This is a genomic window from Yeguia hominis (genome assembly GCF_014384705.1).
GTDB lineage: Bacteria > Bacillota > Clostridia > Oscillospirales > Acutalibacteraceae > Yeguia > Yeguia hominis.
This window is the reverse complement of sequence record NZ_JACRSN010000020.1, coordinates 18722-31057: the sequence shown is the minus strand read 5'-3', so window position 1 is coordinate 31057 and position 12336 is coordinate 18722. Positions and strand designations below refer to the sequence as shown.

Annotated in this window: 11 protein-coding genes; 1 reads left to right on the top strand and 10 read right to left on the bottom strand. The window is 54.3% G+C overall.

Annotated features, from left to right (window positions below; translation table 11 throughout):
* The 10 genes from ymfI to aroF all read right to left on the bottom strand — a co-directional run bounded on the left by ymfI (window position 1) and on the right by aroF (window position 9774).
* Window positions 1-738 (bottom strand): elongation factor P 5-aminopentanone reductase, encoded by a 738-nt coding sequence (gene ymfI / locus IAG03_RS11760; RefSeq protein WP_249320227.1) that lies wholly within the window; start codon window positions 736-738, stop codon window positions 1-3.
* On the bottom strand, window positions 728-1480 hold the full coding sequence (locus IAG03_RS11755; protein WP_249320226.1) for a 16S rRNA (uracil(1498)-N(3))-methyltransferase: 753 nt from the start codon (window positions 1478-1480) through the stop codon (window positions 728-730). Before IAG03_RS11755 ends, ymfI begins: the two co-directional genes overlap by 11 nt.
* A 179-nt stretch (window positions 1481-1659) precedes the next feature.
* Window positions 1660-2097: a type II 3-dehydroquinate dehydratase gene (aroQ, locus tag IAG03_RS11750; protein ID WP_249320225.1), complete on the bottom strand. Its 438-nt coding sequence runs from the start codon at window positions 2095-2097 to the stop codon at window positions 1660-1662.
* On the bottom strand, window positions 2078-3316 hold the full coding sequence (locus tag IAG03_RS11745) for a shikimate kinase (protein ID WP_249320224.1): 1239 nt from the start codon (window positions 3314-3316) through the stop codon (window positions 2078-2080). The genes aroQ and IAG03_RS11745 overlap by 20 nt, the downstream gene beginning before the upstream one ends.
* 20 nt (window positions 3317-3336) lie before the next feature.
* The gene (locus tag IAG03_RS11740; RefSeq protein WP_249320223.1) at window positions 3337-4476 is read right to left on the bottom strand and encodes a bifunctional chorismate mutase/prephenate dehydratase; all 1140 of its coding nucleotides are present in this window, start codon (window positions 4474-4476) and stop codon (window positions 3337-3339) included.
* A 14-nt stretch (window positions 4477-4490) separates the two neighbouring features.
* On the bottom strand, window positions 4491-5576 hold the full coding sequence (aroC, locus tag IAG03_RS11735; RefSeq protein ID WP_249320222.1) for a chorismate synthase: 1086 nt from the start codon (window positions 5574-5576) through the stop codon (window positions 4491-4493).
* Window positions 5566-6780, bottom strand: a complete 1215-nt coding sequence (gene aroA, locus IAG03_RS11730; RefSeq protein WP_249320221.1) for a 3-phosphoshikimate 1-carboxyvinyltransferase — start codon at window positions 6778-6780, stop codon at window positions 5566-5568. Before aroA ends, aroC begins: the two co-directional genes overlap by 11 nt.
* Window positions 6781-6783: 3 nt before the next feature.
* The gene (gene aroB, locus IAG03_RS11725) at window positions 6784-7848 is read right to left on the bottom strand and encodes a 3-dehydroquinate synthase (protein WP_249320220.1); all 1065 of its coding nucleotides are present in this window, start codon (window positions 7846-7848) and stop codon (window positions 6784-6786) included.
* Window positions 7845-8693 carry a prephenate dehydrogenase gene (locus IAG03_RS11720; RefSeq protein ID WP_249320219.1) on the bottom strand — a complete coding sequence of 283 codons (849 nt, stop codon included), beginning with the start codon at window positions 8691-8693 and terminating at the stop codon, window positions 7845-7847. Before IAG03_RS11720 ends, aroB begins: the two co-directional genes overlap by 4 nt.
* Window positions 8694-8766: 73 nt before the next feature.
* On the bottom strand, window positions 8767-9774 hold the full coding sequence (gene aroF / locus IAG03_RS11715) for a 3-deoxy-7-phosphoheptulonate synthase (protein WP_249320218.1): 1008 nt from the start codon (window positions 9772-9774) through the stop codon (window positions 8767-8769).
* Between the two features lie 584 nt (window positions 9775-10358).
* Between aroF and IAG03_RS11710 the strand changes: the two genes are divergently transcribed.
* Window positions 10359-12332, top strand: a complete 1974-nt coding sequence (locus IAG03_RS11710; RefSeq protein ID WP_249320217.1) for an SDR family NAD(P)-dependent oxidoreductase — start codon at window positions 10359-10361, stop codon at window positions 12330-12332.
* The last annotated feature ends 4 nt before the right edge of the window (window positions 12333-12336 follow it).

The following is a 12336-nucleotide window of genomic DNA, read 5'->3' as shown; positions in this document are numbered from 1 at the left end:
TTAAACAACCATTCCGCCGTTTACGCTAATGACCTGTCCGGTGAGATACCGGGCGGCAGAAGAAGCGAGAAAGAGCGCGGTTTGGGCGACATCTGCCGGAGACCCGCCTGTTCCAAGCGGAATTTCCTCAAACAGCAGCGCACGATCTTCATCGGAAAGGGTCCGGTTCATCTCGGTTTCAATAAATCCGGGCGCAATGCAGTTGACCCGGATTCCGGAAAGTCCGACTTCTTTTGCTAGCGCCTTTGTCAGCCCGATCACAGCGGCTTTGGAGGCGGAATAGGAAACCTCGCAGGACGCGCCAACCTGTCCCCACATCGAAGAGACGTTGAGAATGCAGCCTGATTTTCGGTGAATCATTTCCGGCAAGACGGCCTGACAGCAGTGAAAAACGCTGTCGAGGTTTACGCGGAGCATGTGACTCCAATCTGCTTCGGTCAGATCGGTAAAAAGCTTTTGTTGGGCAATGCCGGCATTGTTGATCAGAATATCGATCTGCCCGAACCGGCTGCGGACAGCGTTTACCATGGCAAAAACCGCCTCGCGGCAAGAAACGTCCGCCGAAAAGGCTTCGCAGATGCCGCCGAAGGCCCGGACTTCTGCACAGAGGGACAGCGCCTGTTCGTAGCTTTGATGGTAGTTTGCGGCAACCTGATAGCCCGCGCGCGCAAATGCAAGCGCGGTTTCCCGTCCGATTCCGCGGGATGCGCCGGTAATCAGAACGGTTTTATTCGGCATATCGTCTGGCCTCCGTATCGAGATTTCCGGTCAGGAGCATGATGGCGGTCAACGCAGCAGTCGGAGCCGTTTCCGTTCGGAGAATCCGCGGCCCAAGCGTTGCAAAATGCGCACCGAAGGATCGCGCAAGCGCTGCTTCGGACGGTGCAAATCCGCCTTCCGGCCCAATAAAAATGGAAAGTGTTTTACAAGGAAGCGTTGGAAGCAACTCTCGCAGATTCTCTCCGCCGCCTTCATAGAAGAACAGAACCGGTCCGTTTGCGCACGCTTCGTTCAGCGCACTGGAAAAAGAGGAGAGAGCCGAGACAACCGGAAGCTTTCCGCGTTCACACTGTTTGGCGGCCTCTGCGGCGATTTTTTCCCAGCGGAGCCGTTTCTTTTCAGCGGATTTCGGATCCGGACGGGAAATACAGCGTTCTGTCAAAACCGGAACAATTCGGGAAGCGCCGGTCTCAACGGCTTTTTGCACAATATGATCCATCTTATCCGCTTTTGGAAGGCCCTGATAGAGCGTAACCGTACAATCAGGCTCTCCGAGAGAAGGATGGCAGGATTCCACCGCTGCGGTCACATCGTCACCGAGAATGGAGGTGATGCGGCAGAGGTAGTCCTTTCCGTTGCCGTCGCAGAGCGTCAGCAAATCGCCCGTCTGCATACGCAGAGACCGGGCAATATGGCGGCCGTCCTCCCCGGAGAGAAAAACCGTCTCCTGTACAGCGGCATCGATAAAAAAACGAGGCATAATATCCCAGCTTTCCCAATAAAATACGATGCAGAAGCGCGAACTGCAGAAAACCGTGAACGCGCACTGCGGGAAATCGTTCGTTGCAAGAATAGCCTTATTATAACATGCGGCGCACAGGCTGGCAATGGCGCGCAAAGAAGAGAAACCGGGCTTTCCAGCGAAGGAAAGCCCGGTGATTACGCCTGTTTTAAATAATCGGCCAAAAAGAAAATGGCCTGTCGGTAGCCGTCCAGCCCAAGCCCGATAAAGGACTTGATGCAGGCCATTCCCGCGTAGGAAATCTGTCGGAAGTCTTCCCGCTTCCGGACATCGGAAATATGAACCTCCACAGCCGGAATGGAAACCGCCTTCAGCGCGTCCAGGATGGCGATGCTGGTGTGCGTATAAGCGGCAGGGTTGATGACAATTCCGTCATAAACACCGTAGGCCGCCTGGATCGCGTCGACAATGGCGCCCTCGTGATTCGACTGAAACGTATCGACGGAGACGCCGCAGTCCGAACCGGCTTTTTGCACCAGCGCGAGCAGGGCGTCATAGGATTCGCTGCCATAGACGGCCTTTTCACGAATGCCGAGTAAATTGATGTTGGGTCCGTTAAGAACGAGTAGCTTCATAAAAATCCTCCTCAATTGCAAGCGCAGCGGCCGGGACGGACGCATGATTACGGATGGTCTGATCGCTGGCAGCCTGATAGAAGGGCAGGCGCTCTTGTTCCATGACCGCCAGCGTTGCGGTATCTTTTGAGAGCGGGCGGCCTTCGGTAGCCAGATCGGAAAGTGCGCGGGTGAGCAGATAGACTCGCCCGTTTTGCCGTAAGGCGGCGACATTTTCCGGGAAAAGCGGCGCACCGCCGCCGGTGGCAATGACCTTTCCGGTCTGCTTTCCGCATTCCGCACAAATCGTGCGTTCGAGCTTTCGGAATTCAGCTTCTCCAAAGCGCGCAAAAATTTCCGGAATCCGCATGCCGGCAGATTTTTCGATCAGCAAATCGGTGTCGAGCAGTTCCCGGTTTAACCGTTCGGCAACCGCTGCGCCGACAGAGGATTTTCCGCTGCCGGGCATTCCGATCAGCACAATGTTTTCGGCCTCTGCAAGCAGTTCCCGCAGAACCGTTTCCGTGGTTTCTGTAGGAAGCGGAGTTCCCGTGAAAAGGCGGGAGGCCTCCACCGCCTGCGCGACAAGCATCGGCAGCCCGCCGGAGCAGGGAATTCCCAATGCCTGTGCATCGAGAATCAGCTGGGTGCGCAGGGGGTTGTAGACCACGTCGAGCACGCCGCAGCACAGGGGGAATTTCGAGAGATCCAGAAGACGGCCGCCATTATGCGGAAACATCCCGCAAGGCGTGGTGTTTACAAGAATTTGCGCATCTCCGGCTTTTTCGGAAACATTTTCGTAATGGATCGGGCCGTTTCGGGAGACCAAAACGGTTTCGCGTGCGCCGGCCTGCCGAACGGCATACGATACCGTCAGAGAGGTTCCGCCGGTACCGAGAATCAGAACTTTTTTGTCTTGAAAAGAGATCCCGGCCCGGGCAGCCATGGACAAAAATCCGGCGCTGTCCGTATTGTAGCCGTGCAGTAGGCCGTCCTTATCCCGCACCAGCGTATTGACACTGCCGATTGTCCGGGCAGTATCGGAGAGCGTATCGCAAAAGGGAATCACCGCTTTTTTGTAGGGAATGGTGACATTCATTCCGCGGTATTCCCCCTGCAGAAACGCGGCAAGCGCTTCCGGCGGGAGACTGTAAAGTGCATAATCGTAGTCGGCGATTCGATTGTGAATGCGTTTGGAATAGCTGTGCGAGAGCTTCTCCCCGATCAGACCGCAGATCATATGGCGACTGCCCCTTTTCATTAAGCTTCAGAATAATTCCCGAGGAACATGAACATCTCCGGTTCCTTGGAAAGGTCGCTCAGGAAATGAATCACTTCCGGAGAAATTACGGAAGCGTCGATGTCAAAATAGAACAGAAATTCAAAGTCTTTTCCCGGAATCGGCCGGCTTTCGAGTTTGGAAACATTCAGACCGAGCGCCGCGATTTTGGACATGAACGCATAGAGTGCACCCGGGCGGTGCGGCAGCGAGAGCATCAGGCTGATCTTATTGGAACCGGGGAAAATCCGCAGATCCTTGGTGATGCAGATGAAGCGGGTGAAATTGCTGTCGCTGTTCTGAATGTCATCGGAAAGAATGGAAAGTCCGTAAAGTTCCGCGCATTCATGAGAGGAAATTGCGGCGATGTCTTCTCGGTCGGAATCGGAGACCATTTTTGCGGCTGCAGCCGTGTTTTCACAAACTGTAATTTTGACATCTCCCAGCTGTTTTAAAAAGGCACTGCACTGGCCGAGCGCCTGTTCATGGGAGAAAATCTCTTTGATATCGGAAAGCTGTTTGCCGGGTTTCGCCAAAAGCGCATGGTCAATTTTGAGCTTTAGGCTGCGGACAATATGAAAATTGAAGTGCCGCATCAAATCATAGACTTCATTGACGCTTCCGTAGGAGCTGTTTTCAATCGGTAAAATTCCGAATTCGCAAAGCCCTTTTTCAACGGCCTGGAAGACGCCCTCAAATGTTTTGAAATATAGAATATTGGCGAAAGAAAAGAGCTTATCGCAGGCAATCTGCGAGTATGCGCCTTCCACCCCCTGGCAGGCAACGACACCCTTTGTCGGGAACAGCGCCGGCGTGTTTTGGACAGCTTCTGTAAGTTCGCGGGAAAGTGCGGTCTCTGTCGCGTTTAAGCTGTTCTGGTAAGCGCGGCTGACATCAAACAATGTGGAGAAGAGAACGCGTGCATAGCCGTCCAGCCCCTCGTCTGCCTGTTCTGAAACACGGCTGAGAATGCTGCGTTCCCGGCTTTTGACCTTGGTTCCAATGTGGTGGGCGGATTTGTATTCCGCGATTTTTGCACTGATCTGCATCCGTTGGTTGAAAAGCTCCATGAGCTGGTCGTCGATGCTGTCGATTTGTGCCCGATAATCTGTGAGATCCATGAGAAGTCCTCCTTCTAGTTTGATTCGCTGAGCAGAAGATCCAAAAGAACAGCGGCCGCTGCTGCTTCTACGCACGGAAGCGCCCGAACGGCAATGCAGGGGTCGTGCCGTCCTTTGATTTGCAGTTTGACCGGTTCCATACGGGAAAGGCTGACGGAATCCTGTTCCTGCGCAATGGAAGGGGTCGGCTTGATGGCGACGCGGAATACGATCGGCATGCCGGTAGAAATGCCGCCGAGAATGCCGCCGTGCCGGTTGGTTTGTGTGATAATTTGTCCCTCGCGGCAGCAATATGCGTCATTGTGTGCAGAGCCGCGCATTGCGGCTGCATCAAATCCGGCGCCAAATTCGACGCCGCGCACGGCCGGAATGCCGAACAAGGCCGCCGAAAGCCGGTTTTCTACACCGTCGAACATGGGGCCGCCGATACCGGCAGGGTATCCGGTTACGGCGCATTCAATGGTGCCGCCGACAGAATCGAGCGCCTTGCGGGCGTCGTCGATTTCCGCCTGCATTTTGATGCCGGCCTCCTCGCTGAGAACGGGAAACGATTTTTGGCAGAGTGAAGAGAGCAGCTCCGGCGTGACGGACGCCGCGTCGAACCGCCAGTCAGAAACCGGGCCGACAGAGGCGAGATGAGAGCCGACGAAAATGCCGCGTCGGCCGAGAATCTGCAGACAGATTCCCCCCGCGATGCAGAGCGGCGCAGTCAAACGTCCGGAGAAATGGCCGCCGCCGCGAATGTCCTGATAACCGTGATAGTGCAGAAAGGCCGGATAATCGGCGTGAGACGGCCGCGGAATATCCCGGAGATTCGCATAGTCAGAAGCGTGCATGTCCGTGTTCTGAATCACGGCGCAGAGCGGCGCGCCGGTCGTTTTGCCCGCCAAAACGCCGGAGAGAATCTGTGGGAGATCCGGTTCTTTCCGCGCGGTTGTCATCCGGTTTTGCCCCGGTGCGCGGCGGGCGAGAAATTGCTGCAAAACAGAGAGGTTGAGGGCCTCTCCGGCCGGCAGACCGTCGATCACGACGCCGATGGCCGGGCCGTGAGATTCTCCGAAAATGGAGATTTTAAGCTGTTTTCCGAATTCAGACGCCATGGACGATTCCTCCCAATTTCTGAAAATCGTGATAAAAATCCGGGTAAGATTTGTTGACGGCCTCCGCATTGCGGATCCGGACAGCGCTGCTGCACAAAAGGGCTGCGATTGCAGCGGCCATGGCGATGCGGTGATCGCCAAAGGAATCCACCGTCGCACCGTGGAGCGGCGCCCCGCCGTGAATTACCAGCGCGTCGGGCCGCTCTTCAATGGGGGCGCCCAGTGCGGTCAGCATGGCAGTGGTGGTCGATAACCGGTCGCTTTCCTTCAGACGCAGCCGGGCGGCATTGGCAAGAAGGGTTGTCCCGCTTGTTCCGCAGGCTGCGACCGCGAGAATCGGCACAAGATCCGGAATGCCGGAAACATCGATTTCCCGGCGTGCAGCAGCGCTTCGGAACTGCGCAAGAAGCGGCACAATGGCGCGATCGCCCTGCGCCGAATTGGGAGATAGACCGGTGACGGAAACAGAATGCCCAAACAGGGCGGCAGTCAGGAAAAAGGCCGCATTTGACCAATCGCCTTCTATAGAAAGGTTGCCCGGAGAGCGGTATGAAGATGCGCCGGAGATGCGGTATCCGGTTTCGGATACCGAAACGTCTACGCCAAACCGGCGAAGTGTTTGCAGCGTCATGTCCACATAAGCCGACGATTCCAGCCTTGCCGTGAGCTGAATCTCACTGTCCTCCGACAAAAGCGGTAACGCGAAGAGCAGACCGGAAAGGTATTGAGAGCTGATGTTCCCGGGAAGTGAAAAAATGCCGGGTGAAAGCGGACCGTATACCGTAAACGGAAGCGCCTGCTGCGAAAAGACGCATCCGTGCGCCTGCATCTGCGTGGTCAGCGGTGTAAGCGGCCGGTTTGGCAGGCGCCCATGCCCGAGAAATTTGCTTTCCGGACACAATACGGCAGCTACCGGCAGCAGAAACCGCAAGGTCGATCCGCTCTCTCCGCAGTCCAGAACGGCAGAGGCGGCGGGTTTGGAAATTGGCAGTACGCGGATTCCCTGCACGGCCGGCGAAAAGGCCGCGCCGAGCGCTGTCAGACAGGCGAGTGTTGCCCGGATATCCGCTGAAAGGGTGCGGATTTGGATCTCCGTGGGGCGGTCTGCCAGCGCGGCACAGATCAGTGCGCGGTGTGCAGCGGATTTCGAAGGCTGTGCCGGAATCGATCCGCATAACGTGGAGGGAGAAATTTCGAGATCCATCGGTTAGCCTCCTTTTTCAAGAAATCCGTCGGATAAAAAATCCCGCAGCTGTTCGAGCGGCATCGGACGCAAAACGCACCGCCCAAGTTCAGCGGGCACGACAAGCTGGATCGTATTGCCTGAACGTTTTTTGTCCGAAGCCATACCGGACAACAGGCACGAAAGCCCATAAGGCGAAACGGTGGGCAGCCCGCTCTGTTTTAGCAGAGCTTCCAGCGGCGCAGCGCATCCGGCGCACAATCCTTGTGCTTCCGCTGCACGGCTGACGACCGTCATTCCGATCGCGACCGCATGGCCGTGGGAAATCGAAAACTGACTTTGCTTTTCAATCGCATGCCCGACGGTGTGACCGAAATTGAGCAGCTGCCGCTCGCCGGTGTCGAACTCATCACGGGAGACAATCTGGCTTTTGATCTGTACGCAGCGCGTTACGGTGTCGGTCAATTTCGAAGTGAACCCGTCTTCCTGCAGGGAAGCAAATAAGTTCCGGTCGGCAATGACGCCGTATTTAATGGTTTCCGCCGCGCCGTCTGCAAAAATTTCCGGTGAGAGTGTTGCAAAGGTGTCGCAGTCACAAAGAACCAGCGACGGTTGCCAGAAGGCGCCGACGAGATTTTTCCCAGCCTCTAGGTTGACGCCGGTCTTTCCGCCGACAGAAGAGTCTACCGCTGCCAAAAAGGTTGTCGGAATCTGCACAAACCGAATTCCGCGCAAATAGCTTGCCGCACAGAAGCCTGTGAGATCGCCGGTGACACCGCCGCCGAGCGCGATGAGAATATCAGACCGCGTAACCTGATTCTGTGCGAGAAACGCAAGAATGTCGGCATAGGTCGAAAGGCTTTTGGAGGCCTCTCCATGCGGAAAAACATATCGGAGCACCCGGAAGCCGGCGCTTTTGAGCGAGTCGCACACGCAGTCTCCGTACAGTGTGTCGACGCGGTCATCGGTAATCACGGCGGCAGTGCATCGATTGACCGCTGTGCGGATGAATTTGCCGGTGTCCTGGAGCAGGCCGCGTCCGATGAGGACGTCATAAGATTTTCCGGTTCCCACCGTGACGCGCGTCATAAGGCAAGCTCCTTTTGGTTCAAAACGGCCTTGCGTTCCCTGCCTTCGCGCAGGAGAGCCTGAAGCGCCGGGGCGTCTTCTGCGGAAATTGCGTCGAGATAGCTTTGCAGGCGTTCAATCAGCCCGGCTACTTCCTCTGCGAGATAGTCCCTGTTTTCCAAAAACAGTTCTGTCCACATGGTCTCGTTCAGCGTTGCGACGCGAGTCATATCCTTAAAGCTTCCGGCGGAAAATCCGACGTGCGCCAGCGCGGAAGGACTTTTGACATAGGCGCTGGAGAGAACATGGGCGAGCTGAGAGGTGTAGGCGATAATGTGATCGTGCTCTTCCGGTGTGGAAAGTTTGATGGAGCCAAACCCGATGGAGAGAAAGAAAGTTTTGAGCTGTTCCAAAACGGCGATATCCACAAGCGGATCCGGAACCAAAATCATGGATGCGCCTTCAAAGAGCGTCCCTTTTGCAAAATCAAATCCGGAATGCTCAATTCCGGCCATCGGATGACCGCCGACAAAGGTGAAACCGTGCGCGCTTGCAAGCGGGAAAGCGGCGTTGCAGACCGGGCGCTTAATGCCGCAGCAATCCACGACGATGGTTCCGGGGCGGATGCGGTCTGCGTTTTCGCGCAGGAATGCGACGGTATCGTCCGGGTAGAGCGCAAGAATCAGAAGATCACAGGTTTCTATACGCGAATCTGTCAGTTCGCCATCAATTGCATCTATGAGTTTGGCCTTTAAAACGACCGGCTGACGGAGATCCCGACCATACACGGTGTGCTCCGTATGCATTTGAACGGTTTTTGCGAGAGATCCGCCGATCAGGCCCAGCCCGACAATTCCGATTTCCATGAAAAGCCTTCCTTTCTATCGTACGTTAAATTAAATTGCGTAGAAACGATTTGAAGAAACATCCAAAATCCAATTACCGGTGATAGGCGTATGGAAGAACCGCATGAACCGCCTTGACGACATCGTCGAACTGCTGCGGCGTCAGGGATTGTGCGCCATCGCAAAGTGCGTGCTGCGGATCGTTATGCACTTCGATGATCAGGCCGTCAGCGCCTGCGGCGGCCGAAGCAACTGCCATTGGCGGGACGAACCGGGAAATGCCGGTACTGTGGCTCGGATCGACAATAACCGGAAGATGGGAAAGACTTTTCAGTACCGGAATTGCCGAGATGTCCAGGGTGTTTCTGGTAGCAGTTTCGAATGTGCGGATTCCGCGTTCGCAGAGAATGACGTTGGGGTTTCCGCCCGCCATAATGTATTCTGCACTCATCAAAAGTTCCTGCAGGGTGCTCGAGAGACCTCTTTTTAAAAGGATCGGTTTTTTGATATGACCGAGTTCTTTCAGCAGCTCGAAATTTTGCATGTTTCTGGCACCGACCTGAATGACGTCGACGTCTTCAAACAGGTGAAGCTGGGAAAGATCCATGATTTCGGTGACAATGGGGAGACCGGTCTCTTTTTTCGCTTCCAAAAGCAGGGAAATGCCTTCGTCCCGAAGGCCCTGGAACGCGTATGGCGAGGTGCGCGGTTTGAACGCGCCGCCGCGCAGCAAAGTTGCGCCGGAGGCTTTGACGCTTTTGGCAATGCCGCAGATCTGTGCTTCAGATTCTACCGAACAGGGGCCGGCGATGATCTGAAAATTGCCGCCTCCAATTTTGACCCCGTGGACGTCGACAATGGTGTCCTGTGGATGGAATTTTCGGTTCGCATTTTTATAGGGCTCCTGAATCCGCTTGACATCCTCTACAATATCGAGCGCTTTGAGCAGATCAATATCCAGCAGAGAGGTGTCGCCGATCAGGCCGAGAATGGTTTGATGGATTCCTTTGCTGACGTGTACTTCGATGTCAAAGCTTTTCAGCCAGTTCATTAAGTTTTCCAGCTGGGAAGCATTCGGGTTTTCCTTTAATAATACGATCATGGTGCACTCCTCCTGTTTAAAATCTGGATTGGTTTCTGCTGCGCACGAATGGGGATAAGCGACAATAAAAAAGCTCCGCAGTGATTTCACTGCGGAGCGGTTTTTTCTGGTGTGTTCCTGTTTTTCAGCAGGTTCCCACGGAAAGCGCTTTGTTTGCAGCGAAACCCAAATAAGCCTTGCCCATAAAGTAAAAGGCAAAGCGAAAATAAAACACATATGCAGCTGTAAACAAACGGTTTTTCATGAGAAAAAACTCCATCCGTCACTTCAAATTTTCTTCATTCTAGCACATCCAAAATAGATTGTAAAGAATAAGTTTTGGGTTTGTACAGCTGAACAAAAGGGTGTTGTTTCAAATCGCCTTTTTGTCAGAAAAGGCGAGGAGACAGGCGGAAAATCGAAAGTGTCGGTGCAAAAGCCAGATGTCTTCTAGAAATGAATATTTTATGGGAAAAGAAGGCCGATTTTCCTTGACAAAATGTTACGATATATATATTATTAACATTGTGGTGTAAAAATAATCAAAAATTCACATTTTGATGTGAAAATGTGAATTTTAAATCAGAAGAAGGATGGAAATCAGCATGGAAAATGGACTGAAACAATTGGCAGCCATGTCAAACCGATATGGCGCAGACGCAGACTATGTCCTTGCCGGCGGCGGCAATACGTCCTATAAGGATGAGGATACCCTTTATATCAAGCCTTCCGGTGTGTCTTTGGCGGAAATCCGTCCGGAAGATTTTGTCGCGATGAACCGTGAATTGCTGACAGAGATGCTCAATGCGCAGTATCCGCAGGAAGATGAGGCGCGGGAAGCACTTGCTCTGGAAAAAATGATGGCGGCGGTGCGTGTGCCCGGGGCAAAGCGTCCCAGCGTGGAAACGCCGCTGCACAATTTATTCCCCTATCGTTTCGTTTTACATGTCCATCCGGCGCTGGTCAATGGTTTGACCTGCGGCATGGACGGCAAAAAAATTGCCGAGGAACTGTTCGGCGACAAAATTGTCTGGGTCGATTTTGTAAAGCCCGGGTATAGCCTCGCGAAATATTGCAAGGATGCTTTGGAAGCGCAGAAAGCCAAAACCGGCCGCAGCGCACAGATCCTGATTCTGCAGAATCACGGAATTTTCTATGCGGCGGACAGCGTGGAAGAAATCGATGCACTCAGCCAAAGCATAATGGATGCTCTGAAGGCACGCGTGCAGAAGACGCCTTCCTTTGCGCCGGCAGCGTTTTGTACCGAACGGGCGGTCGCGCTTGCACCGGCAATCCGGATGCTGGCTTCTCCGAACGGGCAGGCAATTGCGGAATTTGTGTGCAATGAGACCGCTGCGGCTTTCGCAGCGTCCAAAGAGGCGTTCCGTCCGCTGGAACAGCCGTTTTCTCCGGATCATATCGTCTATTGCAAGGCGTATCCGCTTTTTGTAAAGAAAGAAGAAGAACTGGAAGCACAGTATGAAACGCTAAAGGCTGCGTGGACGGCATATGAGACGAAAAACGGATATGCGCCGCGCGTAGTTGCGGTGGAAGGACTCGGGTTCTTTGTATGCGGTGCAGATCCCAAGGCGGTTCGGATCACGAAGGCGTTGCTGCGGGATGCCATGAAGGTTGCAGTTTACAGCGAAAGCTTCGGCGGCGCGCATCCGATGCTTCCGGAATTTGTTGACTTTATTGTGCATTGGGAAGTGGAGAGCTATCGCAGCAAGGTAAGCGCTTCTGCAGTATCTGCAAAACGTCTGCAGGGAAAAATTGCTGTTGTTACAGGCGGCGCGCAGGGCTTTGGAGAAGGCATTGCGCAGGCGATGGCCGATCAGGGCGCCTATCTGGTGGTCGCGGATCTGAATGCTGCGGGCGCAGAGGCCTGTGCCGAGGCGCTTTGTGCGAAGAATGGCGCCGGCCATGCAATTGCCGCCGCTGCCAATGTTGCAGAAGAAGATTCCGTCAAGGCCATGGTGGAAAAAACAGTTCTGACTTATGGCGGACTGGACGTGTTTGTCAGCTGCGCGGGAATTGTCCGGGCAGGCGACCTTGAGACGATGACCAAGAAAGTATTTGAATTGGTCACCTCGATCAACTATACCGCATATTTCCTCTGTGCAAAATATGCGAGTGCCGTGATGAAAATCCAGCACCGCTTTGCACCGGATTATTTTATGGACATTATCGAAATCAATTCGAAATCCGGCTTGCAGGGCAGCAGCAAGAACTTTGCTTATGCGGGCAGCAAATTTGGCGGTGTCGGCCTGACGCAGAGTTTTGCCTATGAACTTGCTCCGCAGAATATCAAGGTGAATGCGGTCTGCCCGGGCAACTTCTATGACGGTCCGCTGTGGTCGGATCCGGAGAAGGGGCTTTTCCGGCAGTATTTTGAGACGGGCAAGGTACCGGGTGCGAAAAGCATCGAGGAGGTCAAAACGTATTATGAGTCCAAAACACCGCTTCGCAGAGGGTGCCGGGTGCCGGATGTCGCACGGGCAATCTTCTATATTGTGGAGCAGGAATATGAGACCGGCCAGGCAGTACCTGTAACAGGCGGCCAGGCAATGCTCAACTGAGGAG